The 24,634-nt window shown below is 50.4% G+C and carries 25 protein-coding genes; 19 read left to right on the top strand and 6 right to left on the bottom strand.

The genetic code is table 11. The features are described from left to right. Window positions 1-2 precede the first annotated feature (2 nt). Entirely contained in the window at window positions 3-245 is a 243-nt protein-coding gene (locus QU595_RS14660; RefSeq protein WP_315923146.1) for a hypothetical protein, read from the top strand. Window positions 246-293: 48 nt separating this feature from the next. Here the strand turns inward: QU595_RS14660 and QU595_RS14655 are convergent, their stop codons facing one another. Both QU595_RS14655 and QU595_RS14650 read right to left on the bottom strand, forming a co-directional pair. After that, a complete protein-coding gene (locus tag QU595_RS14655; RefSeq protein ID WP_315923144.1) occupies window positions 294-989 on the bottom strand; it encodes a flagellar hook assembly protein FlgD in 696 nt (231 codons plus the stop codon). Window positions 990-999: 10 nt separating this feature from the next. Beyond that, window positions 1,000-2,229 carry a flagellar hook-length control protein FliK gene (locus QU595_RS14650; protein ID WP_315923142.1) on the bottom strand — a complete coding sequence of 410 codons (1,230 nt, stop codon included), beginning with the start codon at window positions 2,227-2,229 and terminating at the stop codon, window positions 1,000-1,002. 239 nt (window positions 2,230-2,468) lie between these two features. Between QU595_RS14650 and flgB the strand changes: the two genes are divergently transcribed. The 8 genes from flgB to QU595_RS14610 are packed head-to-tail and all read left to right on the top strand — an operon-like array spanning window position 2,469 to window position 8,529. Next, window positions 2,469-2,852: a flagellar basal body rod protein FlgB gene (gene flgB / locus QU595_RS14645; RefSeq protein WP_315923140.1), complete on the top strand. Its 384-nt coding sequence runs from the start codon at window positions 2,469-2,471 to the stop codon at window positions 2,850-2,852. Window positions 2,853-2,863: 11 nt separating this feature from the next. Then, on the top strand, window positions 2,864-3,274 hold the full coding sequence (gene flgC, locus QU595_RS14640) for a flagellar basal body rod protein FlgC (protein WP_315923138.1): 411 nt from the start codon (window positions 2,864-2,866) through the stop codon (window positions 3,272-3,274). A 23-nt stretch (window positions 3,275-3,297) separates the two neighbouring features. Then, window positions 3,298-3,597: a flagellar hook-basal body complex protein FliE gene (locus tag QU595_RS14635; protein WP_315923136.1), complete on the top strand. Its 300-nt coding sequence runs from the start codon at window positions 3,298-3,300 to the stop codon at window positions 3,595-3,597. An 11-nt stretch (window positions 3,598-3,608) separates the two neighbouring features. After that, on the top strand, window positions 3,609-3,872 hold the full coding sequence (locus tag QU595_RS14630) for a flagellar biosynthetic protein FliQ (RefSeq protein WP_315923134.1): 264 nt from the start codon (window positions 3,609-3,611) through the stop codon (window positions 3,870-3,872). Next, window positions 3,853-4,509, top strand: a complete 657-nt coding sequence (locus tag QU595_RS14625) for a hypothetical protein (protein ID WP_315923132.1) — start codon at window positions 3,853-3,855, stop codon at window positions 4,507-4,509. Before QU595_RS14630 ends, QU595_RS14625 begins: the two co-directional genes overlap by 20 nt. 52 nt (window positions 4,510-4,561) lie before the next feature. Further along, the gene (flhA, locus tag QU595_RS14620; RefSeq protein ID WP_315923130.1) at window positions 4,562-6,679 is read left to right on the top strand and encodes a flagellar biosynthesis protein FlhA; all 2,118 of its coding nucleotides are present in this window, start codon (window positions 4,562-4,564) and stop codon (window positions 6,677-6,679) included. Between the two features lie 8 nt (window positions 6,680-6,687). Further along, entirely contained in the window at window positions 6,688-7,443 is a 756-nt protein-coding gene (locus QU595_RS14615; RefSeq protein WP_315923128.1) for a flagellar biosynthetic protein FliR, read from the top strand. A 3-nt stretch (window positions 7,444-7,446) separates the two neighbouring features. Further along, a complete protein-coding gene (locus QU595_RS14610; RefSeq protein ID WP_315923126.1) occupies window positions 7,447-8,529 on the top strand; it encodes a flagellar type III secretion system protein FlhB in 1,083 nt (360 codons plus the stop codon). A gap of 39 nt (window positions 8,530-8,568) precedes the next feature. Here QU595_RS14610 and QU595_RS14605 read toward each other — a convergent pair whose 3' ends face one another. After that, window positions 8,569-9,048, bottom strand: coding sequence for an NUDIX hydrolase (locus QU595_RS14605; protein ID WP_315923124.1), 480 nt, complete (start codon window positions 9,046-9,048; stop codon window positions 8,569-8,571). 95 nt (window positions 9,049-9,143) lie between these two features. Between QU595_RS14605 and QU595_RS14600 the strand changes: the two genes are divergently transcribed. Beyond that, complete coding sequence (locus QU595_RS14600; RefSeq protein ID WP_315923122.1) at window positions 9,144-9,932, top strand: hypothetical protein; 789 nt, start codon at window positions 9,144-9,146, stop codon at window positions 9,930-9,932. A gap of 1 nt (window position 9,933) precedes the next feature. On the opposite strand, the gene QU595_RS14595 is transcribed toward QU595_RS14600, so the two are convergent. Both QU595_RS14595 and QU595_RS14590 read right to left on the bottom strand, forming a co-directional pair. After that, a complete protein-coding gene (locus QU595_RS14595) occupies window positions 9,934-10,953 on the bottom strand; it encodes an ATP-binding protein (RefSeq protein ID WP_315923120.1) in 1,020 nt (339 codons plus the stop codon). Between the two features lie 66 nt (window positions 10,954-11,019). Then, entirely contained in the window at window positions 11,020-11,616 is a 597-nt protein-coding gene (locus QU595_RS14590) for a LexA family transcriptional regulator (protein WP_315923118.1), read from the bottom strand. Window positions 11,617-13,779: 2,163 nt separating this feature from the next. On the opposite strand from QU595_RS14590, the gene QU595_RS14585 reads away from it, so the two are divergent. The 8 genes from QU595_RS14585 (at window position 13,780) to QU595_RS14550 (ending at window position 22,420) form a co-directional block, all read left to right on the top strand. Then, window positions 13,780-14,835 (top strand): replication initiation protein, encoded by a 1,056-nt coding sequence (locus QU595_RS14585; protein WP_315923116.1) that lies wholly within the window; start codon window positions 13,780-13,782, stop codon window positions 14,833-14,835. Window positions 14,836-14,837: 2 nt separating this feature from the next. Then, window positions 14,838-15,986: a hypothetical protein gene (locus QU595_RS14580; RefSeq protein ID WP_315923114.1), complete on the top strand. Its 1,149-nt coding sequence runs from the start codon at window positions 14,838-14,840 to the stop codon at window positions 15,984-15,986. Continuing rightward, a complete protein-coding gene (locus QU595_RS14575) occupies window positions 15,983-17,056 on the top strand; it encodes a DNA double-strand break repair nuclease NurA (protein WP_315923112.1) in 1,074 nt (357 codons plus the stop codon). Before QU595_RS14580 ends, QU595_RS14575 begins: the two co-directional genes overlap by 4 nt. Window positions 17,057-17,062: 6 nt before the next feature. After that, entirely contained in the window at window positions 17,063-19,015 is a 1,953-nt protein-coding gene (locus QU595_RS14570; RefSeq protein ID WP_315923110.1) for an ATP-binding protein, read from the top strand. Between the two features lie 102 nt (window positions 19,016-19,117). After that, complete coding sequence (locus tag QU595_RS14565) at window positions 19,118-21,019, top strand: ATP-binding protein (RefSeq protein ID WP_315923108.1); 1,902 nt, start codon at window positions 19,118-19,120, stop codon at window positions 21,017-21,019. Between the two features lie 57 nt (window positions 21,020-21,076). Next, a complete protein-coding gene (locus QU595_RS14560; protein ID WP_315923106.1) occupies window positions 21,077-21,487 on the top strand; it encodes a hypothetical protein in 411 nt (136 codons plus the stop codon). Window positions 21,488-21,627: 140 nt separating this feature from the next. After that, a complete protein-coding gene (locus QU595_RS14555; protein WP_315923104.1) occupies window positions 21,628-22,023 on the top strand; it encodes a hypothetical protein in 396 nt (131 codons plus the stop codon). 1 nt (window position 22,024) lies between these two features. Beyond that, window positions 22,025-22,420, top strand: a complete 396-nt coding sequence (locus QU595_RS14550; protein ID WP_315923102.1) for a hypothetical protein — start codon at window positions 22,025-22,027, stop codon at window positions 22,418-22,420. On the opposite strand, the gene QU595_RS14545 is transcribed toward QU595_RS14550, so the two are convergent. Next, window positions 22,415-23,548 (bottom strand): hypothetical protein, encoded by a 1,134-nt coding sequence (locus QU595_RS14545; protein WP_315923100.1) that lies wholly within the window; start codon window positions 23,546-23,548, stop codon window positions 22,415-22,417. The two genes, QU595_RS14550 and QU595_RS14545, sit on opposite strands and share 6 nt — an antisense overlap. A gap of 369 nt (window positions 23,549-23,917) precedes the next feature. Between QU595_RS14545 and QU595_RS14540 the strand changes: the two genes are divergently transcribed. Next, on the top strand, window positions 23,918-24,604 hold the full coding sequence (locus QU595_RS14540; protein ID WP_315923098.1) for a PhoH family protein: 687 nt from the start codon (window positions 23,918-23,920) through the stop codon (window positions 24,602-24,604). The last annotated feature ends 30 nt before the right edge of the window (window positions 24,605-24,634 follow it).

Here is a 24,634-nt window from a genome sequence, read left to right as displayed (position 1 = left end):
AAATGTCACATTCTTATTCTCTTGATGAAACCGATTATCCTAGCGCTACAATTTCAGATGACGCTTCTGGCGAAGTTGTCGCGACATTTCACGCCTCGGATTACGGAAATTATAGAGATAATCCTGCGTTCCAGACTTTTATCGAAGGCATCATTGCCACCAAGGGAACGCTCTGGAACCCGCACCGCGCATCCTACGAGATTCAAGACGGTGAAAAAGAGGCGGACTTTCGACCGAATGCTTAAAACCAGTTGAAAAAAATAAGGCCTCAGAGTTTTCTGAGGCCTTATTTTTTAGCTCGATGGTTGCTGATCTTTCAGCAGCGGCCTTCGCGCCGCCACCACCATATCAGAATCGACAGCAGTTCCGTTTTCATAAACCAGCACTGAAACACCGTTTTCGGTGATCACTTCCTTCACGACACCCCGCATCGACACGACAGACTGGACATCCTTGCCGTCACTATCGACGGCCTTGATTTTGATCTTGTAGTTGCCATTCGCAACCAACTGCCCATCGTCTCCACGGCCGTCCCAAGTGAACTCCTGCTCACCGTTTTCAGCGCTTCCTTCAACAGTCCTGACGACCTCACCCTTGTCATTGCTGATGACAATTTCGACCTTGTCGGAACCAACAGTCACATAGCGAAAATCGGTTGGATTGCCCTTAAAGGCAAAAACATCCAGCTTCGCCTCGACGTCCATCCCGATATAGGACAGGTCTGCTCGTGACATCACGGCCGACATCACGCCACTCATCGATGCAAGCTGCTTATTGGTTTCGGTCTGCTGCTCCAACTGAGAGAACGTCGCAAGCTGGGAGACATACTGCGTCGGGTCCATAGGCTGAAGTGGGTCCTGGTTCCGAATTTGAGCGATCATAAGCTTCAGGAACATGTCCTTGTCCTTATCGATTGCCGCTCTATCCGAAACAGAAGTCGACCCTTGGTTGGTTATGGACGGAATCTGACTAATAGCATCTGTTGCCATGATATTCTCCTTATACTCTGATGTTCAAAATGCCGCCGCGACCTTCGATTGCTCGCCGTGGAACATCAGAAACTTCACTATTATTTTTCCCACCCGCACGAGGCTGGTTTGAATTTCCGTCGAATGCCTGATGTCCTGCATCCGCATCTCCTGACGAAGATTTTAAAGCCAAACTGATTGAGTTCGACCGCACGTCGATGCCTGATTCGATCAGGGATCTTTCCAGCGACCGAATGTCAGAGCGAACCATTTCGAGGGTCTCTGAGCGATCTACCACGACGCGAACCATCGTCAGGCCATTCTTTTTGGCCAGCGTCACTTCGACATTCCCAAGATGCTCGGGGGTAAGTTTGATAACGACCTTACCGCCCTGCTTGGTTGCGACCTTCAACATTCCGTTTGAAAGCTGCTCAACAACTGTCCTCTCTGTAACGGCAGTCGACGACGACACCTGGCGCTCCGTGACGATCTCCTTCAGGACAGTTGTCACCCCAGCGGAAAATGATGAAGGCACCGTCTCGGATCGCAATTGCGCCGAAGGCTGCCTATCACCATCTGCCGCCAAACTCTGAACGCCTGTAGCCTGTTGGACACTTGAGACCTTCAGCCCGTCACCGCCCTTCACAGCGACACTCTGGCCAACGAGGACCGCTGGATCTTCTCCAGAAGACTTCGAGTTCGGCGTCACAACGCGCTTCATCTCGGGTAAAGCAAACTGCACCGCCGCAAACTCGATTTTGTCAGCTTTCATCGCAACAGGAGTGCCAGAAGCCGGAACCTCCACCTGCGGAATATCGAGAGGATAGGCAGGACGACGCGATCCTGTCGTAAAGTCCTGTACGGCTGCAGAAACTGTGACCTGATCACCTGCGACCTGTTTCGGCTGCACAGCAAGAGGCACATCCACGGCTACAGCCCCCAATACAGACTGGACTTCGTCACTCACAACATCGTCCACGTTGTCAGAAGCCGCCTCATCCACGGGAAGAACGCCCTCAGTCAAAACTCCAACGCCATCTACTAGCTCAGGAACTGTCTCACCTGTTGTTGGTGGTGACTGAACCGCCTCATTCAGCAGGTTGGTCACGCTATTCAGAATGCCAGAGAAACCTGATGGTGCTGATATCTTTGTGCCCGAAATCTGATCTAGGGTGTCCCCTGACATCAGGTGTTTTTGGAATGCCAACGGGTCAGTCTGGCCAGCGGCATCTCGCACTTGAGCGCCGGTGATCGTCTTCATGATATTTCCCGTTAATAAGGCTGTTGGATTCATATTATCCCCAGTAATCCGCATTTCTGTTTGAAAACACAGCGACTTAGCCGCATCAGACCCAAATTCCAAATACGTTTGAAACCTGTTTAATTCATAGATTGTAGCATCACTTAGGCCTTTGCAATCAAACAAAAAAGGTGGAATATATGTTTCTGCGCAATCATTTTAAGCTCGCCTCTGTCAAGGGCAATTTTTAGGAGAAATAAATGGATATTCGCGAGATTGGTGCGATTAAACTCAGCGCCCAGAGGATCGATTACCTCTCCGAAAAGCAGCGTATCATTGCGAAGAACATTTCCAATTCTGACACGCCTGGTTTTCGCGCTCTCGAAATGCGTCCATTTTCTGAAGTTCTCAAAGGTACATCAGCCTACCAGCCCGTAAAAACTCACCCAAATCACATCTCTGGTAGCAGCGGCTCTCGTTCGGCCAGCGTGGTGACCAACAAGACTTCTGCGATGAAGCCTAATGGGAATAATGTAAATCTCGAAGAACAGACGCTTTCGGCTTCCCAGACACAAATCGATCATTCGTTCGCGACATCGCTTTATAAGAAGGCGGCCAGCCTTGTTGTGATGTCCTCGAAGTAAAGGAAATCAGCATGGACCCGATCAGCGAAACCATGAAAATCGGCTCGGCTGGAATGAATGCGCAAGCAACCCGTCTGCGTGTCATTTCGGAAAACGTTGCGAACGCTCAATCGACAGGCAACAGTCCTGGTGCTGATCCGTATCGCCGCAAGACGATCACTTTCTCGCAGCATGTTGACCGCGCCTCTGGCGCTAATACCGTTCAGGTCAAGAAGATCGGCCGCGACATGTCGGCATTCCCGACTGAATACAACCCCTCACACCCCGCCGCAAACACGCAGGGCTACGTCAAGATGCCGAACATCAACTCGGTAATCGAAATGTCGGACATGCGCGAGGCGTCTCGTAGCTATGAGGCCAACGTCAACATGGTTGAACAGGCCAAAGCCATGCTCAATCGCACTATCGACCTCCTCAAGTAATCCAAAATCCAAAGGAAATCCAAATGGACGGAATTTCATCCATCTCTTCAGTCTCCCTGGAAACGTCACTCCCCGCTGAACGCGTATCGTCGACATCAGCTGTTGCCAAAACCTTTGGCGACTATGTCACCGACGCGGCCAAGGAAACGGTCGCAACCATTCGATCTGGTGAAACCGCCATGATCAACGGCCTTAGCGGCAAGGGAAGCATGCAGGACGCAGTGAACGCGATTATCGCGGCTGAATCCAGCCTTCAGGCGACCATGGCGATCCGTGACAAGGCGATAACCGCCTACAACGAAATCCTTCGTATGCCGATCTAAGAGGGTCTCCGATGAACGAAGCTGACGTTGTACAAGTTTTGAGCGATGGTCTCTGGACCGCACTTATAGCCGCTGCTCCCGTGATGGGTGTTGCGGTAGCTGTTGGTCTAACCATCGCACTCTTTCAGGCACTCACCTCCATCCAGGAAATGACCCTGACTTTCGTGCCGAAGGTGGCTGCAATCATCGTTGCGACCATTATGAGCCTGCCGTTCATTTTTCAGTCGCTATCCTCGCTCATGGACAGAATGATTGATGCAATTCTTGGCCTCTAAATTTAAAGAAGTCGCCATCGCGTTGATGATCCTGCCTTGTGCGGGATCATTTGCCTTTGCATCCGGACAGCAACTTTGCGATTCCGCCCTCAACAGCCAGGCGGCTAAATCAGGCCTTCCTACGTCACTTGCGCAGGCCCTCGCCTCAAATCTCTCGATTGGCCCAGGTGGGAAGATGTACCCTTTTGCTGTCCAGCATAACGGCAAGACATACGTCGAGAATTCCCCTGAAAATGCGCTGCGCCTCATTCGCCAGTTTAAGTCCGAAGGCGCACAGGAACTTCGCGTAGGATGCCTTGGCATCACAATCAATCGCGGACACGACGACCAATTCGTCTGGAATGCTCTTAATCCAAACTGGAACGTATCCAGCGCCATGTCTGGTATTAATTCAAGCGTCAAAACCGATATTGGTGCACCTCTCGCGGCTATCACCAATAATTCTGCACCACCAATTATTGAGGAGCAGGCCTCTCCCCCTCCGAGCGAATTCAAATTCGCCGAAACTCCACCTTCAGAAGACATTATTCTGGACAAAAATGTTGGAAACGAACGGTCGACAGCCGCCGCTGGTGCTGTAAAATCGACCTGGGGATTATTTAATAATAAAAAGCCTTCTCCGCTAACTAGTCCTTGAAATCCATAAATGCGGTGATATTGTGCGCCGACCTATATTCTGGAGTTAATTAATGGCGAACACGAACCCAAGTGGCGGAAAAACGGCGAAATCGCCGCTTTCGTCAATTGCCATGGACAACCGCGACGTCGCATTTGCAATCGGCGTGGCGACCATCCTGGCAATTCTCCTGCTACCCCTTCCAACGTTTATTCTCGACCTTGCGCTCACGCTCTCCTTCTCGGTAAGTGTGCTTATTCTCATGGTCGCTCTATGGATTCCGCAGGGATCTCATTTTTCGTCGTTCCCAACAGTTCTCCTTGTCGTCACAATGCTGCGACTGGCGCTGTCCGTTGCCACGACACGTGCCGTTCTAACACACGGGCATGAAGGACCTCACGCCGCTGGTGCGGTTATTCATGGCTTCAGTACGTTTATTATGTCCGGTAATTACGTTATCGGCTTCGTCATCTTCGTAATTCTCCTGCTCGTAAACTTCATCGTTATTACCAAGGGTTCTGGTCGTATCGCAGAAGTTTCAGCCCGATTTACGCTCGACGCCATTCCCGGCAAGCAGATGGCAATCGACGCCGACTTGGCGTCCGGTGCAATTACCGAAAAAGAAGCCAACAAGCGTCGTCGTGATCTCGAAGAGGAAAGCGGCTTTTATGGCGCGATGGACGGCGCATCGAAGTTCGTTCACGGTGACGCCATCGCCACTTTGATCATCACCTGTATCAACCTTATCGGCGGGATGGCCATTGGTATTGCCCAGCGCGGCCTTTCGGCTTCTGAGGCTGCGGCAACCTTCTCCGTTCTAACTGTGGGCGACGGTCTTGTAGCAACCTTCCCTGCTCTTCTCGTGTCACTCTCCGCAGGCCTTGTCATTTCGAAGGGTTCGACCCGAGGTTCTGCTGAAAAGGCCGTGTTTGCACAGCTCGGCGGTTACCCGAAAGCGCTCTTCGTTGCTGCTGGCTTCCTTGCAATCATTGGCATCGCCCCAGGCCTACCGCTCGTCCCATTCTGGTCGCTCGCCGCCACATTCGCCTTCATTGGCTGGGCCGTCCCTCGCTACCAGAACAATGTCGAAATTGAAGAAGGCATGACGCAGGCTCGCGAAGAGAAGCCAAAAACTGCCGAAGAAACCGTGCAGGATGTCCTTCAGCTTGAAGAAATCTCGCTTGAACTCGGCATGGCCCTAGTTCCATTGGCCTCACCCAGCGGTGGCAGCTTGCCTAATAAACTGCGCACACTTCGAGATCGTTTTGCCTCTGAATTTGGCTTCGTGCTTCCTACCATTCAGATCAAGGATTCGATGGAGCTTAACAATTTCGAATACAAGCTCCTTATCCATGGCCTCGAAGTAGCAAAGGGCGCTGTCTATCCGAGCATGAAGATGATGATGGCTCCTAACGGAAGCCCAATGCCGCCTCTGCCTGGAGAAGACACGACCGATCCGGTCTTTGGCATTCCAGCGAAATGGATCGACGTATCTCTCGTTGACGAAGCGGATGCCCTCGGTTGCACGGTCGCGTCTGCAGACGGTGTCTTGATCACCCACGTCTCGGAAGCGGTTAAGGAAAACATGAGCCAGCTCCTGACTTATTCCGCTGCAGAACGCCTGATCAACAACCTTTCGGCCGAATACGCGAAGCTTATGCGCGACAGCGTTCCAAGTGTCGTGTCGATGATCACAATCCAGCGCATTCTTCAGGAGCTGCTTTCTGAACGAGTTTCAATCCGCAACTTGCCGACCATTCTGGAAGCAATCGTAGAGGCCGCTAGCTTCACTCGAAACATCCCCGTGATGGTCGAACACGTTCGCCAGAAGATTGGGGGCGTGATCTGTGCGCCTCTCCTCGATGAAAACCGCACACTCAACATCATCACGGTCGTTATCGACTGGGAAAAAGAGCTGGCTGAAGCCGTTCAGATCGACGCCACCACTGGAGAGCGCTCATTCAACCTCGATCTTCAGCGCTCCAAGGCGTTCTTGCAGGCTACACGCGAGAAGATCGAAGCAAACAGTGGCGTTCACCCAATGCCACCAATCGTGGTCAACGAGATCGCCCGTCCATTCGTGAAGGCACTGGTCACCCGCATCAGCCCAGCCACCACGATCCTGAGCCACAGCGAGATTCCGTCGCGCATGCGAACCCGCGCAATCGACGTGGTCAGCTATGTGGATTAGGAGGTAGAATGTCTCTGGCCGCCGCAGCGGAGCTTCTGTCTCCGCTGTTTTACACCTACTTCCTGACATTCTGCCGGATTGGAGCAGCCTTCTTGCTGTTCCCTGCGTTCACAGATCATGTGCCACAGCAAGCCCGCCTTCTGTTTGCGCTCGCCGTATCACTGCCGATCTCCTTGATCGTCGGTGACGGCGTACAGATGGGCGAAGGATCACAGGTATTTTCTGCGATTATTACCAATGTGACCCTCGGCATCTATCTAGGCCTAGCGCCTCGCCTGTTTCTCTCCTCTATGCAGATGGCTGGCCAGGTCATTGGCCAGGTCTCCGGTCTCTACAACCCATTCAACATCAACGGCCTTGCATTTGAAGGATCGACAATCGTTTCGACCTTGATGGTCGTCGCGGGCACTGCCCTTATTTTTGCGGCCGACTTACACGTCACGTTCATCCAGGCACTGACTTCATCATTCTCAACCGTGGGTCTACATGGCGTGCTAGATTTTGAAATCATGAATAAAGGCGTGATCCTGATCATTTCGCAGGCATTTACGATGGCAATTTCGTTTGCAGCTCCATTCCTTGTGCTTGGTCTCGTATTCAACCTCGCACTCGGCGTCGCGAACAAGATGATGCAGGCACTCCCTGTATTCTTTGTCTTCTCTCCGATTTTGATGTTCCTCGGCATCCTGCTGATCGTCATCACCTTTGGTGCAATCGCAACGATGTACACCGAAGGCATGCGGCAAGTGATTGAAGGACTTTAATCTGTGTCAGATAAAACAGAAAAACCTTCAGAGAAGCGACTTCGCGATGAGATCAAGCGGGGCAACGTTGCTCAATCTCGCGAAGTCTCCATATTCACTGGCGTCATCGCCCTTATTGTCCTGATCGGGATCATCATTCCAAATTCCGTGGGATCAATTTCAGATTCTCTTATCCCGTTCGTAGACACACCTCACGATATTCCGGTTTCAAATTTTGGCGATGCATTAGCACTGGCCTGGTGGCTTACAAAGGCTATTGGCGCTGGTTTTACGGCCTTCATCATCGCAACAATGGCGCTAGGTCTGGTAGGTGCGGCCGCTCAGGGGAGGATTGTCGTTTCCTCGGAACGCATTCGGCCGAAATTCAATAAGATCAGTCCGATGGCTGGCATTAAGAGGCTCGTATCTCTAAACAATCTGATCGAGTTCATTAAAGGCATCGCTAAAATCAGCATGATTGCCTTGATCACCGCCGTTATTCTGATCCCACACTTTAAAAGCGCTGACCGAATGGTGGGACTTCCAGCTCAGACCGTCATGCCCGCAATCATGGTTCTTGCCCTGAAATTGCTTGGGGGAATGGCTCTTTTCTCCGGCGTTCTCGCCATCCTCGACCGCTTCTACAAGCGCTACGAGTGGGAAAAGCGGCTCATGATGACAAAGCAAGACGTCAAGGAAGAAATGAAACAGAACGACGGTGATCCGCACGTCAAGGCCAAACGTCGTGACAGAGCAAGAATGATGACCAAGCAGCGAATGATGTCTCGTGTTCCAACCGCCAGCTTCATCGTCACAAACCCTACGCACTACGCAGTCGCTCTTCGCTATGTGCCAGGCGAAACCGACGTTCCAATTTGCGTCGCCAAGGGTATCGACAACGTGGCCCTGAAAATCAGGGAAATCGCGACGGGCAAAGACATTCCCGTCATCGAGAACCCACCGCTGGCGCGAGCGCTTCATGCTACGTCAGAATTGGAAAAAGCAATCAATGAAGAGCACTTTGAGGCTGTTGCCCAGGTCGTCAACTTCGTCATGTCACTCAATGGGCGAGCTGGGACAATCAAATATCCTGGTGCAGGTGACTAACGAAAGAGGCCAAGAGATGGAATGCTTGGCCTTCGCTTTTTAAAAGGCTGGCTTTCTATTTTCGACCAGCGCCACGAGATCGGGAACATTGTCTAAAAGGGTTTTCAACCCGCGATGTAGCGGATCAGGAAACTCTCCATGCTCGAACCAACCGTAATCGCAGTTTTCCCAGTTGAGCTGCGGTTCAAACTCGTTCTCAACGATGGCGATATAGTTGTCGTATACGAAGCCGCTGGCTTCATCAACGAATCTGTAGGCGTGGATCATCTCGGCTTCGCCGTCAAACATTGTCTCTTCGAACAATTCGACAAGCGCACTTTCTTCAGGTGTCATCCCGCTTGGGATCGCACCACCCCAAGTGCCCCATGTAAGAGGTTCAAGGACATCCTCTGATCGCAATCCAATCAGAAATCGACCAGTTTGTTTTGCATAGAGAAGACAACCCGAACCAGCCCTCCCCCAGAAACCAGTCTCCCTGAGAGCCGAATTGAACTCTTCATCTGGGTCAAAATCACTCATTATGCAGTCCTTAAATTGCCATTGAAATCGGCCACTTGCTTCACAAGCAGATGACGCAGCATACTTATGCTGTCTTTTTAAAGAGAAAACTACAAATGAGCGGCAATCAAATCTCACTTCTTGAAGGACATGGGTTCAATTCCAACATCTTTTTATTTGGTTCTGCTAACTCGAATCCTACCGCATGGTTGGGCTTCAACCTGGATACCATCGGTGGAATTGTCGCAACTATTCACTTTTCAGCTCCAAATCTGAGCGGTCGCATTGCGGTCATCGCATCCGAATCCCCATCCTTGGAGACCTTATCATGCCCAAGTGACGGCCTCTTCATCCAGATTGAGCGCAATCCAGAGAGATCCCACATCAAATCTCTCTCGGATGGCATGTCCAGGCTATCCCATCCTATGGGCCACCTCGAAGCATCTTTCATCGGCGGCGGATATCACCTCGACTTCATCCGTGGGAACTTCGCAACTTTCGAGAATAGCGATACTCAGCGCTTTCCACCTCTTTCGTCTCCGCCAGCCCTTGAATCTTCAATCAGGCATTCACCCACTAACGGCAATTTGCCGAGGATCAAATCCAAGGTTCAAGAAGCGAAGTTTGGTGTAAAAATCAGTGGGGTAGAGGGCCTCATCATTTCTGTCGCCGAAGACGGCCAACTGCTGATCGCTCATGACGGTAGCATCCACACCACTCCAACATCTGCGACCATTGATCGTGATGGACTGCATGCACACTCGGCAGATGGCGACCTGGTTTTCTCGGTCTTCTCGCCAGAACTATTTTCGAAAACCAAAACGCCACTCTCAGAATCCCCCTATTTTGTCGCATTTGACGGCAAGGAAATTCTGGAGTGGCGCGAACTCAAAGTTGCCGAATGAATTAGGTCGGCAGCTTCTCTCTAGTCTTGGCCCAACCATCAATTGCGAGATCGATAGCTTCATCGATTGAAATCTTCTCATCCGCACGTATCCAACGGCGAATGCAGTCTTCAACAAATACCTCAGCCTCGGCAAAATTTTCTGCTTCAAGACGGTAGGCAAGAATTTCCAGATCACGCTCCGGCTTATGACCATAACGCTCGAAGGCCATGTGCAAATACTGCTCGTATTCCACCGTTTCAGGGTTTGGCAGATTCACGCGCACAGCAAAACGACGCCAAACAGCCTTATCGATCATGCCTGGGTGGTTCGTTGCGCCAAGGATGATTACGTGAGGCGGGATGTCGTCAAGCTGAACAAGCAGCGTCGACACGACACGCTTCATCTCGCCGCCCTCGTTTTCGTCTCCGCGATCCTTACCGATTGCGTCCATTTCGTCGAAAAACAGGATGCAGCGGTGCGTTTTAACGAAGTCAAAAATCGCAAACAGTCGTTTCGAGGTCTCACCAGCCTTCTGCGAGATAAGCTGGTCGTATCGCACAAAATAAAATGGACAGCCCATTCGGTTCGCGATTGCCTTTGAAAGAGCAGTTTTACCGTTACCCGGAGGACCAATCAGCATGCACTTGTTTCGCGGATCAAGGCCTTTGCTGATGTATTTTTCGTTATGCTCCTGTTCCTCGATGAACGCATTGATAATTTCCTTGACCTCTTCGGGCAGGATCACATGGTCCATATGAACATTTGTCTTGGTCATCACGAGACCAATTGGAATGTCTTTAACGCTCTTGAGGGTCTTATTGAAGGCGTCGAGCTTATTGCTCGAATCCGTCTTGTCCTCGACCTTGCCACCCTCTTCCGTGCGAAGCGTTTCTTCAATCAATGCGGCGAGCGCACGATCATTGTTCCCTTCGGCAGCCTGGAGCGTATTTTCAAGTTCTTCGAGGAAGGTAGACCTGTCGCCTTGAGAACCAGCCTTGAGAAGATCGAGAAAATTGGGGTATTGAGATAAATCGGACACTACTGTTCCTCTAAAAGGCTATTTTCTTAATAGAATGCCTCTCAGACGAACACGCCGTCAACAAGCTCAAGGTCGATGTGACGTCCAAATCACTTCCCCAATGAATGATTGGGGATCGACAATATCCTTTTCCTCGCCTCGGAAAGCCGGATTATCACATACCGCCTTCCACTGTCCGTCCGTCGTCTGCATCACTCTACGGACCAAAGCACGGCCTGCAGAAACTAGAACATAAATTCGTCCATCTTCTGGATCGGCAGTCATGGGAACAAACAATGTCTCCGCATTTTCTGGGATTGTCGGCCTCATCGCCGTTCCCTTCTGCAGCATACATCGTACATCACCTGGGTCCGGAGTTAGCGACGACAGGAGTTCACTGGTATAGGCGACGGACCCAACGGAGTTAAATTGGGTATCTACAAGAGGAACGGCTAGAACCGCTTCGTTTGTCGTCGACTGGGTTTCTTCACCGTTGATGTACCACCGAAGATCGATTTCGAGGATGTTCGCAATCTTGATGGCAACATCAGCTGGTGGGACGGTTCCCTTCAGATAGGAATGAGCGGTCGACAACGCGACTCCGAGCTGTTCAGCAAGCCAAGCGATAGGGCGGCCGCGCATGGCGTCCTTAATCCTATCAGCTCTGGATGCTTTTTCGCTCATTTTTCCTCTTTCGGTTTTCCGAATATTTTGTTCGGAATATCGAAAATGCCTCACCGTGTCAACTTATTTACCCGAATAAAGATTCGGGATTCCGTAAATTTTGTAAATTTTCATTCGGGATTCCGAATTTTTCGATTGAAGCAAAGAATGTTTACAACTCTTTGTTGATTCGATTTTCCGAATAAAGATTCGGGATTCCGAAAATCATCGTTCATGCCCCGCACAGGCGTTACGCTGCTACAGGAGGTTTGTTTTGATAGCAGTCGTTCTAAGGAACGTGAGGACAAAAGAAAACCCCCGCTTGATCAACAAAACGAGGGCGCTCTTTGTAGCCGTTATGCTTTCTGCTAAGTGACAATAAATCATAGATTTCAGTCCCTTAGCGGTCATCTCCCCTGTAAGAGCCTGTACACGGCATCACTTAGGAATAGATCATGGGCGTCACCGCAACTCCTTGGCTCTCTACCATCGGTAATCGGAAATCGCGGCTGGTCCAACCAAGCATTCACCTACAATGCCTTCAGCTGCGCCATTCGTCAAACGATTATTGCAATAATGTTGACCGCCCCTGGATTCGACAATCCGAATAAAAGGATTCGGTTTTCCGAAAACTCAAGGTTTTTCAACGCATTAACTGTTTCGGAATCTCGAAATTTTGGATTCGGAAAACCGAAAACCACATACCCGCATCTGCAAAGTCGGGCACTCTACGCATAATCAATTCCGCCGACGAGTATCTCGCCCCTTCCAGATTCGGAATCTCGAAAGTCTGGATTCGGTTTTCCGAAAAACAATTGTATCTCAAATAGATAGCAGATTCGGAATCCCGAACGACGAGATTCGGAAAATCGAAAATACACATCCACGCATGATGAACCACCTCGTGAAATTTGATCTGCAAGAATCGGATCGTGCATTATTGGAGTAGCAAACACATCAACCGGACTTAGCTCGATGGCTAATACGCCCAAACTGATACTTCTGACGGTTCTTCCGGCGATTTTGGCTTGTGGCATGGCCCATGCTCAAGAGCAAACGTGGACTCCAGACCATTTTGACCACGGCCGTGCACCCTCAGTCTCTCTTCCGTCGACGCCAGGGGTCTCGGTAGGTGGTGGGTTTAGTGGCTATTCCGCTCCAACTTCACCTCCTCCAACGGCTCAACCAGTGCCGCAACCTGTGAAGAAGCAGCCTCCAGCACCGTCAGACAAGGCTCAAAACGGTCAGAAAGGGCCTAACACGGCCTCTGACGCATCTCCTGCAAAGAAGGACACGGCAATACCTACAACGGCTCAGAAACAGCCTATCCAGGCTCCTAAGGTGGAGAAAAAATACCGGAAGGGAATGGTCCTGAGTGGCAATGCAGTCGTCGTAGATGGTCATAGCCTCGTCGTAGACGGTCATCCAGTGCGTTTGAACGGTGTTGAGGCTCCTGGTCTTGCCCAGATGTGCAACACCGCTTCAATGACCGTTTGGCCGTGCGGTTCCAAGGCCGCACATCGGCTGGTTCAGTTGATCGACGGGGATGCAGTAACGTGTCAGGTCGTGGATCAGGCGGGACACGGCGCTGCAGCAGTTTGCTCGACCCGTAGTATCCGTGATTTAGGGGAAATGCTTGTATCTGAAGGGTTTGCCGTACCGAACAGCCACGGCAAAACTTACGGAGCTGCAGCTCTATCCGCGCAGCAGGCACGTAAAGGGCTTTTCATCGGGTCATTCATCCATCCAACCCGCTGGAGGATTCAGAATCCGTCATAATCCTTATTGAATCCTATTTTTAGGGATAAAGCGGAAGCTGACCGAAGGGATTATTACTGGAAAAGAATCTGCTAGGACGTATGCGTGCCCGCCTGCTATCTTTTCAGGACTAGGCACTAGGGATTTTCCAAGCATTAATCGGTGAGATTCAGAGTCAGTTATATTCTTATGATTCAGGAATTTCGAACGGACCTTAAATCATTGAATCATAAAAACAATGTCGAAGGGTCTCCGATGAAGTTCACTAAAATCCAGACGGTTTCCCCTGGATCTGGACGCAAAGCCCCTGGTTTTCAGACATAATTAATTCCTTAAAAAATGTCGTTTCCCCTAATGTTTCTTGCACTCGTTAGGGAAGTAATATAGGGAATAAGAACTGGATATGATGAAAGAGGGCATATTTTGATGACAAACGAAAGCAGGCAGGACGTAATTCGCAAAGGCAGTAGCATCATTTCGGCTACGCCTAATGACAGCGTTATGTTCGAACCCATCGACAACACGCTTTTCAATTATCTGGTCCTGCGTACCTATTCGGACATCAGTCCCGAGCAGCAGATTTATAGGGTGCCTGTGAAGGAAGTCATGGAATATTTGCGGATTGACCGCATCGGCAAACTGCAGGCTTCTCTTGAACGTCTAGGCAAGGGTTTCATCGAAATTGATTACGTGGATGCAGAAACGGGTGAGCCTCGATCCATGTATGCCCACTATCTGTCCTCGGATGTTTCTTCGACTGGCTCTGGCATGCTGAAGTTTGCTTTCGATCCTATCCTTGTTCACTTCCTGTCTGAACCCAAGGTTTTCGGCCTCATCAGCGTCAGCCGCGTTCGCGATCTAAAGACAGTCGCGTCCCAGAAGCTTTATGAGATGATGGCACTTCAATTCCGGAAAAAGACTCCTGAATGGCGTTGCTCAGTCGAAGAACTCCGCGCCTATTTCCAAGCGGGCGACAAAAATGCTCGTTTTGATAACTTCCGCATCCATGTCATCGAGAAGGCAATCTCCGATGTGAATGCTATTGCCGAATTTGACATCGTGGTCGACTACATCCGTGGCGGTAAGGGCGGCGGTGTGACTGAGATTGTGTTCAAGGCTTTATCCAAGTCCCATACCCGCCTCATTGAAGCCTCTGCGATCAAATCCCCGTCCACTCGCAAAAAGAAACCTGCTGATAGTCATACTATTGATCTACTCGACGGAAAGACATTTGAGGAGCGTGGTGGACCTGCAGAGTTGACGATGGCAGCAATTGAAAGTGCCCGCGACATGATCCCCGATGATGCAGATATCAATCATCTGATTACTGAGTGGCGTGACATCAATCGCGGTAGAGCACTCACGAATCCTGACCAGTCGTTCCTGAGCTGGCTTGAACTCAAGCTTTCACAGGAAAACGATCCTCTGTTGAAGGACATTGATGGCGACGTCTTTGGCTTGCTCGTTGGCGGGAGGGACTAGTTTTGATCGATACAGAAGCCCAGAAGCGTCTTCTTCGTAAGCGCGTAGAGGCCCTGAGTTTTGGCGATGACGTTTTGAACGAGGCTTCTGACATCATCCGCGACGCAGGCATGAAACTCGCTGATGCTGCTGTCATTCTGCGCAAGGAATGGCTCAACGATCTAGTCGCATCGACCAAACCGTCAGAGTTCAAGCGAGCATCAGCTAATCCTCGCGTCCACTTCCTGGCGTGGGTTGGTGAGCGCGCCAAGAAACCGTTTCATGTGACCTATCGTGCAGTCGATGCGGTTGAGCGTCGGTTCGGCAGTGACCTGGCGTCTCGCTTTGCGCATATCGTTTGGCCGCAGGAAATTGCATGGGCGCAGCGTCTTCGTCTTTCGGATAACCCCAATACGGCGACCCGTGCGGCTATGTTTTTGCGTGAAACTGAGGGCAATCCTGCCAAGATGTTCAGCAAAATTGCTGATCTTTATTCCGATGCAGTTGCGAAGGTCGGTTATACGGACAATGCAGCTCATGAATTATCGCCAGATGAAATCCGGTTCAATCCGAGTGTGCCGGAATTCAATCCGCTTTTCCTGAAATATGCATCACGGTATTATTCTGATGTCTTGCACAACATGACCCGTGACAAGATTGAAATTCTCGCTGCTCGCGCCGCTAAGGATGAACGTCAGGATCGTTCTCTGATCATGGCTCGAAACGTCGTTAAAACAACGAAGCGTTTTCCTATGCGCAGGCTTCCAAACGTAATTTCTCTCGCGAAGTCGCTTGGGCTGACGGCCAACCAGCTGTATCAGCTGGAAATCTCGTTTCTTGTAAGGATGGAATGCGGCGAAATCGAACTGGAACAGGGGTTGAACTCCCCACATATCGCCTTCGTTACGGCTCTCACCGATGACAAAACGCGGCAGGAGTTGTTGGCCGCCGCTCCGCCGATTGATATCGAAGAAGCCAGTGTTCAGTGGGAAGTCGCTCATATGGACGGACGGCGATGGGCAAAAGACCTCCCTGCGTCGTTCAGCAAGTGGAGCGACATTGCGCAAAGCGAAGTCGAGAAGTGGCAGGTGGCCATCGTGGAGGAAGAACGCGAAACGCCAATGGATCTCGTATCCGATTTTGCATTCTGGCTCATGGACATCGCTCTATGACGACGGACATCACTAAAAATATCCCTGCCGAGATTACAAAGCGGCTTCTGGAGCATGGCAGCAGAGTTGCCATGCGTTCTGCGTCTTTGGCGTCCGAATTCTCGAACTCTCGGGTCGAGATCAGGGAAAGACTGGATGATGTGATTAGCGCAGTGCCTGATCACGTTCTGGACGGTCTCCCTGCCCCCTCCGTAGCGGCCGTAGACGGCGCTCTGATCTGTGACGCCAAGAGCATTGGCGATCTTTGTTCTGCTGTCGGAGTGCGCGTCGGCCCTGACGAAGGCCAATCGGATTCGGATGTCTGGATGGACCTCGTTTCCCGCTCTGTGACCAACCGCGACATCCTAGGAGGCGTTATGTCGTCGATGGAAATTCGGCTTGCTGCGGAATCCAATGCCGATGTTGTGTTGATCGATGGTTCGATGCTTTCGACCATGCTCAACGTTGCCAAAGGCCTGGCTGCCTCGCGTGGAGTGTCGAATGAGCTGTCGGTGCGTCTTGGTGCTATCGCTTCGCCCGACTTTTTTGAGCAGGTGATGACGATCCTAAGCTCGGCCCGTTATGTGGCGATGCCTAAATATACGACAACGAACGAATTTGCTGATCGCATTCCTGAAAAATTCGGCTCTACGGATGCCCGAACAATCATGACGCTCGCACTTCGTCCTGGTGAAATGACATATTTCTCTGTCCGAGAGCGCGAACAGAATTCCGGAGACAAATTCAAAGCTCCATATCTTGGCTTCAACAAAGAAAATCAGGCTGAATTTACGGATGCGTTAGAAGGCGTCGTCTCGTGCTATTATCGGCCGCATGCGTGGACGCCCGCATTTCGCCTCGACATGATTGCGGATGCTCTGCATGACGATGAAGCGTTACTGCGGGCACTGAAGGCTGTCAGGGATTCCACGACAGTCTCCGGCATGCGTGAACCAGTTCCGCTTTATCTTGTGGATTTATTTGCAAAAAGCATTTCCGAAGGAACGGCACCCGTTGTGGATATGGCGGTTCTCTCTGAAATTAGTGATCCCGAAGTCAAGCTTCTGCTGGCTATGGGCTATAGAACGTGAGGAAAGATGGAAAATAACGATAAAAACATTGCGATTGCAGCTGTAGGCAGCCCTTCTTCTACGGAAGAAATGGCAATCAGCATTTTTGACAATTCCTCGCAGCGCCGTCTTGTCGGAAGCCTTGTTTATTTGGACATGCAGCAGGAAGGCCATCAGGTTCGTGCCACCGGGCAGATTGTCAGTCTGGAAATGAGAAATAAATGGCATGAGCACGACATTATGCAGAATATTATCAAGCAGGATGGCTCTATTCCGTTTCTAAGCGGGCGTCAGGACGTCATCACGGCAAATCTCTCACCAGGCGCGGTCTTCTCCCGGCATTCCGATATGGACATGTGGGGGCATGAAGTTCTCGGCACCGTTCCCCCTACTGGAACGAAGATCAAACGCCTCGATCAGGCCACGCTTGATGAATTGCTGCGTTCGCAGAAGGATGATCTGTTTTACATCGGCCGTGCCTATGGCGATGCCAGTGTTTCGCTTCCGATGTATGTCAAGCATTTCGGAAATCCGGCGCGTGGCGGCCAGGGCGAAGCCTATCACAGCCTGATTGTGGGCAAGACTGGCTCGGGCAAGTCGACATTGGCCAAGTTCCTGCTCGCAGGTTACGCTCGCCACGAAGATATGGCCATCCTTGTTGTCGACCCCAAGGGTGAGTTCGCGGACGAAATCTCCGGCTATGCGGTTGGCGACAGTGGTCTTCCTTTCCGTGGCCTTCTGATGGGGATGAACCGCGCTGCGCGTCGCTACGGCATCACTCAGGTTCGCTTGGAAGGCTACGAGCTGTTCGAGGACGTTCTTTTGTCTCTCGGCCTCGACAAGAGCCTGAACATTCGAGGAGCGGACAACAAGCTCGAACTCGCTTCAGCCATTATCGAAATCATCCGTGAAAAGGATGGCATGACGTTGGATAACCTGCGTTCTCGCGCCGTTCTGAAGGAAATCCTTGAGCGTATCGCGGACGAAGAAGACGGCTATGTCGACCGCATCTACAAGTCGAAAGAGCCGCAGGATGCCTTGCGCAAGGAAATCGAACGCATCCTGAATAACGACAAGCACCGCATCTGGCAGGTTTGGGACTTCCTTGCGTTCCTGTTCGAACGCGGTGACGGCACCCGTCAGACGGTCGGCCAGATCGTACGCTCGCTGATGGAAAGCCCTGAAGGCGACCGTCCGATGATCGCTCTCGATCTTTCGGTGCCTGGCAACCGTCGCGATCTGGAGGATCTTGGCGATCAGTTCGCAGCCCTGCGCGAGGCCGATGAGGAACGCGATCTGTTCACCGATGCCCTTCAGAAGAAGATCATCTACCGCATCGTGTCGGACATGCGTCGCTTATCGGAAACCATCGTCTCTGAGCGGATGCGTGCCGGGAAAAAGAGCAACGTGAATACGCTGGTCGTCTTTGAGGAAGCTCACCGATATGCCCCTCGCCAAATCGCGTCTGATGATGAAGACGGCAAGAAGCTGAAGGCAAAGCTCATCGAAGCCGTTCGCGAGACGCGCAAGTTCGGTCTCGGCTGGTTCTTCATCGATCAGACGATTGGTGGCCTCGATAAGGAAATCATCCAGCAGGTCCGTTGCTCGTACATCGGATACGGTCTCTCAATGGGTGAAGAGCTGAATGCGGTTCGCGAAATGGTAGGCGGAGATGCACGCGATGTCGCTCTCTATCGTTCGTTCAAGGACCCAGCATCCTACGGCCGCCCGAGCGAGAAAAAGTTTCCCTGGATGGCGTTTGGTCCGGTTAGTCCGATGGCTGCCAATCACCCATTGTTCTTCAATGCCTTCGACGGCAAAGACTTCTCCAGTTTCAACGTTTTGCCTGTCGATGACAGTGTTCGGCCGATGCGTCTCCCACCTCAGACCATTGCAGGTCGTCGATCCAAAGGGGGTGGTAACATCAAGCCCGTGTCGATGGACGAGCTGCCTGAAGATTTGTTTTCGGAAAATATCTGACTGTCTTAAAATCAGGAATTTAAGGGGGCTTCGGCTCCCTTTTTTTGTTTCATTCAACGCCAACAAGCATTTTCGATACTAATGGATTATTGAGGAATAGACATGGAACAGCAGTCGGAACGCCGCCAATTAAAAATGCACCCACGCCTGTTATGGGATGTTATTCACAGACAGGCTGGTACTATTGGGAAAGCTATCCTTGAAGGCGTTATGAACTCAGTTGACGCTGGAGCTACTGAATGCCGTATTAAAATAAATCGTGAGCGTTTTGAAATTCACGATAACGGCAAGGGCTTCGCCTCAGATCAAGAAATCGAAGATTTTTTCGAAACATTTGGTCAGCCCCATGAAGAAGGGGACGCAACTTATGGCCGTTTTCGTATGGGTCGCGGTCAGCTGATGGCATTTGGTGTCAACGTTTGGCATACAAATGGCTATAAAATGGTGGTAAACTTAAAACCTCAAGGTAACGATAAATCTAAAGATCACACACTAGGTTACGATTTTTTCAAAATAAATGAAAACAACCCAGGCTGTCACATTGCAGTTGATCTTTATGATAAATTATCCCCATCTGCACTTGAAAGCGTTACGCGTGAAATCAGAGATTTTATTAAATACGTTAGTATTCCTGTTTATTTGAACGGGAAACAGATCAGCATCGACCCTTCGACTGAGGAATGGGACGAAATCACTGACGACGCCTATATCAAGCGTAAAGGCGGCGGCACGCTCGATATCTACAATCTCGGCGTATTGGTCACCAAGCAGTCACAATATATATCGGGTGCATCAGGTATCATCGTCTCCAAGAAGGCACTGGACGTGAATTTTGCCAGAAACGCTGTTCAGGCTAGCTGCCCGGTGTGGAAGCGTGTCTTGAAAGTCCTCAAAGATGACAATCTGCAGGCCTTGAAAAAGAAGGTTCCTCTTGATGACGTGCAGCGCGACTTCTTTGCGCGTCAGCTTGTTTCAGGCGAACTGGACGTCAAAGAGCTTGGTGACAATCGCATTGTTACTGACATCACAAATTCCCATCATCCATTGTCGATTTTCACCCGTCTGTCCAATTATCAGAATAATGTCACTGTCGCAGATCGCGGGGACCGCGTTGCTGAGATGGCGCATACTCGTAAGCTGTCGTTTGTTGTTACCAAGGAAATGGCAGAGCGATTTAATGCATCTACATCGGAAGAATTTGTAGAAGCTGTCAAAAATATTTTCTCTGAAAACAGACAGCATGTTCCTCGATTAAATGCGGTGGATCGTGGCCACTTTGACAAGGTCATTTCATCTTCGCACGAGCCTATAGCGGAAAAGGAGCTTAACAAAGCTGAGCGGGTCGCACTTCGGGCGTTGAGAGAAGCCAATCGGACCATGTACCAGCAAGGTTCCTATTACGATTTCAGATCTGGCACACAAACGTTCAGTAAAAGCGAAAGAAACGCATACGGACATACTGCGTATCGGCCACGCCAAATAAGCGTTGGAGCTTCCGACACCGCTTTAGCTTGGACTGATGGCGATGCAAACATTTGGTTCGAGCGTCGTCAGCTGAAGCTAGTGAAGAAAGGCATGCCTGGGATGATCCAGCTTGCGAATATCATGATGCATGAATACCTCCACAACGAGGCGTCGACAGACACTCATGAACATGGCGTCGAGTTCTATAATCGACATCATAATCTGAATGTTTATACGACCATCATTGCTGATAGTGCCAATGCAATGATGCGATCTGTAATGAAATCACTGCGCGCTGATGATAAAGCCCTCAGTCAGCAAATGGCCAAATACGAGGATACGATCACAGAAGCTGCGGAATTTGGTGTCGGACAGTCACTTGAAGAGACTGTGCTGCATGAAACTGACGAGACCATAGTTTATCCGGATCATGCGCCGTCTGCGCCCATGGCGGCTCTCGCTCCCGCAATTCGACCTAAAAAGAAGAGGGTCGAGCCAGAGCCAGAAGAAAACTCTCCACAGTTCTCAATGTCGTTTTAACGGGAATTGTGGTAAATTGAATCTTCCGGATTGATGTCCACCTTGAGGAGATAACGTATGACCAAAAAATTGTCTGACACCGATGGTCTGGTCAAGACGTTGGAATTGGGAGACCGTGGAGACTGGTTCGAGATTACTTCGGACGAAGGCGTAGCAGCGGCAGCAGAATTAACCCAAACTGCAATCGCTCTTTACTATAAGCGGGAAAGTGAGACGGAGGGCGGGCATCCTCGTCGGTGGTTCGTATTGGTCAATGAGAGCAACGGAAAAGAGATAGGCGATGTTTGTCTGGCTGTTGAGCCTGACGGTGTCGAACTGAAGAACCCTAACCTGATTAATGGCAAGTCTCATGTCACTGGTTATCAGAACAAGCCGCCCTACCCTGACTTTGAGTTTGAAATATCGGAATTGTCAGACGCAATCGGGATTGAAATCGAGCCAAATTGCATGGGCCGAAGAATTTCCTGAATAATCGGATTCAAATCCACCAGAGAGCGCTTCGGCGCTCTTTTTCGTTTAAAGTCATCATGAAGATCGACAAAAACCAGATGACAAAACCCTTATTTCTCTATATGTTTTACGGTATTTTGAATTGAAACGGAGTTCCCATGCAAAACGCGACGATCCAGGATACCCAATCTGAGCGCAAGTTTGATCTAGCGGATTTGGTGTCGTCTCTTGTTTCGTTGAATTCTCCAAACCGGGCGGTCGACCAGGTGGTTGAAGTCATGTTGGGTGGCGACACTGCTCGTGCCGAAATTGCCCCTATCTCCGTCCTCGGAAACAAGTGGCTTTATTCGGAAACTCCATATTATACTCGTGACATGAAGTCTGTTGAAGGACTTGCAGCGCGTCGCGGAGTTACCTTTTCAACTGAGAGGGCAACTACTGGATTTTCCGCTACGGCATCAATGCCGAAAACTGGCCAACACCGGACGGCATCGTCACCGTTGGCTACTGCCGCTGCAATCGCCGCAATTGCTAGTTTGAGCTATGGAGTCTAGTGTGTTCGATATTGAGAAGTTCGTTGAGGAAAATGGAATAACGCTTACGACGTCCGTGGTGGACTTCAATCCATATATTCCCCATGAAGCTGAGGATATGAAACATTGTCTGTGTCAGCTTTCTGGCGAAACTCTCAACAACTTCGAGTTCTACCTCTCTTTCGTGGATACCCAGGAAGGCTACACGCCTGATGCGACGTTCGTCCTTGAGCGTTTGCTCGACGATGTTCGCAGCTTCCGTGACTGTCAGGGGTATGACGATTTTGCGCGACTGTTGGGGATCGAGGACGATGATCCAAGCGGCATTGTAGCGTTTGAAGAAGCTGGCCGACTTTCAAATCTGATCGGCCAGCACTTCACCTTCGACGATGAAGCCATTTCCGTACCAGTCCTATAGCCCAGGACTAGTCTCGTCGTATGCAAGGGCAATATCCTTAAGCTTGAATTCACGACAGGGTTCGACGGTGCCATCACTATGATAGCTTGTACCGTGCGACCACAATGATCGCAATTGCTGAGCTTCTGGATGATCGCTTGAGATATCGACGTAGACGTCAATGACGCTTCCGCCGTTGTTTCCGTTGTCAATCCTGTAGCAACTTGCGATATGCGCTTCAGACAGCTCGTCAACGACCGCAGGGATGCCGTCTTCAAACGCGAAGATCTCCTGATCGGACGTATCGCCTTTGTAGGCACTGACTTTTAAGAGCGTGATCTCTCTTCCAGACAATTCCAAGAGATCGGCCGTAGCCAACTTGATCAGCTCATCGTCGGAAAGGTGTCGAGGTCGTGGAATTTTGGCCTCATCTTCCTCCTCAACCTGAATCCAGCCCTGCGCGTTATAGGTTCCGTCTGGATAAAAAATTGGGGTTTCAATTACCACCATCGTTCCCCTGTGTTCGCCAGTGAGAACTTTACCCTCCATGATCGACAGCAGGCCTTCCTTTTCGGCCAGAGGATCAGTCTGGGTGCAGGATTCAGTGCCATGAATGCCTTCCACATGAACGAGAATAGGTTCATCTGACATGTATATGCTGCCGTCCATCGTCATGATCTGATGCGTGGCAACGACCCTATTCTCGACCTTGGCTTCGAATTCCATGACCTTGTTGGATAGATCGTCCGAACTCAGAACTGCAGGCACATAAGAATTCTCATTCACGGGAATGACCAAATTCATATTGGCTGCGAGGGTTTCAGCCACACCGATCATCTCCGTGTTCTTTGCCTTGGTTCCAAGTGGATCAAAGGAAAGTTCGCTTGAGTTCGCCAGCTCAGTGAGGAATGCGGTTGTGCGCAATAGCGACATGAATTTTCCTGTAAATCGGTCACAGATTACCTGGTAGTGAGCAGGGTGATTTTCCTTGATGTAGGAGTATTGGCGGTCGCACTCAGATAATAGTTTATCCAAGGCTTCAGGTTCAAAATTCGACAGGCTGAAGCCTACCTTTTCCATTAATTCGTCTGCAAAATGCCAAAAAATATCATCAGCCTCATATTTGGCCTTTATTTCTCTGCTGGACATACGACTTCTCCATTTTTCAGATATCCAATTCTGACCATTTTCAATGAATTTCACAAAGCAGTCCGCCATTTTTAACGATTATTGATTGAATATTTCACGCCGATTTGAGAGTCTGGATATATGAAGGTTTTGTGCCTTCTGGAAAGGCATTTGAATGGCTGCATTGAGACCTAGAATTGATCTCTCGCCACATTGTGGATGCAGTCACTCGCGGTCCTTTTCCCAATTGGGACAATTCAAGGAAGGCATGCTTGGTTTCGAGCGTGCCTTTTTTGTTGCCTGAAATCCAACCAACACCGAGAGGGTGAGTTTATGGGTAGACGAGATATTAGAGCAGCTGAGCACCGCAAGCGTAAGAATGAACAAGCCATGGCAGTGGTGAACGAGGAAAAGTTTATCGGCAAAGGTACTAACCGCAGGCAAGTTGAACAAATTAAGGCTCTTAATCCGTCCCAGAAACAATACATGAAGGCCATCGATGATGCTGACGTCACGTTTGGCGAAGGAAGCGCAGGTACTGGCAAAACCTATATTGCAGTAGCAAAGGCAGTTGAATATCTAGCAGCAAAAAAGGTTGAAAAGCTGGTATTCACTCGCCCTGCTGTTGAGGCTGGTGGCGAAAAGCTCGGGTTCCTGCCTGGCGACATGAAAGAGAAGATCGACCCCTACCTCTTGCCGATCTATGACGTCCTCAATGAGCGTCTCGGGAAGGCCAATGTCCAGAGGATGATCGACGACGGTGTAATTGAGATCAGTCCTCTCGCATTTATGCGCGGGCGCACCTTCACCAATGCCTTCATCGTAATGGATGAGATGCAGAACGCTTCGCGATCTCAAATTAAAATGGCCCTCACACGAATTGGCGAAAATACCAAGGTGGTCTTTACGGGCGATCCACAGCAAAGTGATCTAGGGGACGAGTCTGGGTTTATGCCAATGGCTAAAGCTCTGGAAGGTGTGGAAGGGATTTCCGTCGTTCGCTTCGAGAGCCGTGATGTCGTCCGGAGCAAAATCGTTCGCGATATTCTCGCTCGGTTGGAACAGAGCCACGCCTAAGAAGAAGGCCCGAGACAAAATCTCGGGCCT

The organism is Mesorhizobium sp. SP-1A (genome assembly GCF_032460275.1).
In the GTDB taxonomy this organism is placed as follows: Bacteria; Pseudomonadota; Alphaproteobacteria; order Rhizobiales; family Rhizobiaceae; genus Mesorhizobium.
The sequence above is the reverse complement of the archived record's forward strand: the minus strand, read 5'-3'. Positions and strand labels throughout refer to the sequence as shown.

Bases quoted from the DNA above. Each gene is read 5' to 3' on its own strand.
- QU595_RS14660 (WP_315923146.1), top strand. From the start codon at position 3: ATGTCACATTCTTATTCTCTTGATGAAACCGATTATCCTAGCGCTACA.
- QU595_RS14655 (WP_315923144.1), bottom strand. From the start codon at position 989: ATGGCAACAGATGCTATTAGTCAGATTCCGTCCATAACCAACCAAGGG.
- QU595_RS14650 (WP_315923142.1), bottom strand. From the start codon at position 2,229: ATGAAGACGATCACCGGCGCTCAAGTGCGAGATGCCGCTGGCCAGACT.
- flgB (WP_315923140.1), top strand. From the start codon at position 2,469: ATGGATATTCGCGAGATTGGTGCGATTAAACTCAGCGCCCAGAGGATC.
- flgC (WP_315923138.1), top strand. From the start codon at position 2,864: ATGGACCCGATCAGCGAAACCATGAAAATCGGCTCGGCTGGAATGAAT.
- QU595_RS14635 (WP_315923136.1), top strand. From the start codon at position 3,298: ATGGACGGAATTTCATCCATCTCTTCAGTCTCCCTGGAAACGTCACTC.
- QU595_RS14630 (WP_315923134.1), top strand. From the start codon at position 3,609: ATGAACGAAGCTGACGTTGTACAAGTTTTGAGCGATGGTCTCTGGACC.
- QU595_RS14625 (WP_315923132.1), top strand. From the start codon at position 3,853: ATGCAATTCTTGGCCTCTAAATTTAAAGAAGTCGCCATCGCGTTGATG.
- flhA (WP_315923130.1), top strand. From the start codon at position 4,562: ATGGCGAACACGAACCCAAGTGGCGGAAAAACGGCGAAATCGCCGCTT.
- QU595_RS14615 (WP_315923128.1), top strand. From the start codon at position 6,688: ATGTCTCTGGCCGCCGCAGCGGAGCTTCTGTCTCCGCTGTTTTACACC.
- QU595_RS14605 (WP_315923124.1), bottom strand. From the start codon at position 9,048: ATGAGTGATTTTGACCCAGATGAAGAGTTCAATTCGGCTCTCAGGGAG.
- QU595_RS14600 (WP_315923122.1), top strand. From the start codon at position 9,144: ATGAGCGGCAATCAAATCTCACTTCTTGAAGGACATGGGTTCAATTCC.
- QU595_RS14590 (WP_315923118.1), bottom strand. From the start codon at position 11,616: ATGAGCGAAAAAGCATCCAGAGCTGATAGGATTAAGGACGCCATGCGC.
- QU595_RS14585 (WP_315923116.1), top strand. From the start codon at position 13,780: ATGACAAACGAAAGCAGGCAGGACGTAATTCGCAAAGGCAGTAGCATC.
- QU595_RS14575 (WP_315923112.1), top strand. From the start codon at position 15,983: ATGACGACGGACATCACTAAAAATATCCCTGCCGAGATTACAAAGCGG.
- QU595_RS14570 (WP_315923110.1), top strand. From the start codon at position 17,063: ATGGAAAATAACGATAAAAACATTGCGATTGCAGCTGTAGGCAGCCCT.
- QU595_RS14565 (WP_315923108.1), top strand. From the start codon at position 19,118: ATGGAACAGCAGTCGGAACGCCGCCAATTAAAAATGCACCCACGCCTG.
- QU595_RS14560 (WP_315923106.1), top strand. From the start codon at position 21,077: ATGACCAAAAAATTGTCTGACACCGATGGTCTGGTCAAGACGTTGGAA.
- QU595_RS14555 (WP_315923104.1), top strand. From the start codon at position 21,628: ATGCAAAACGCGACGATCCAGGATACCCAATCTGAGCGCAAGTTTGAT.
- QU595_RS14545 (WP_315923100.1), bottom strand. From the start codon at position 23,548: ATGTCCAGCAGAGAAATAAAGGCCAAATATGAGGCTGATGATATTTTT.
- QU595_RS14540 (WP_315923098.1), top strand. From the start codon at position 23,918: ATGGCAGTGGTGAACGAGGAAAAGTTTATCGGCAAAGGTACTAACCGC.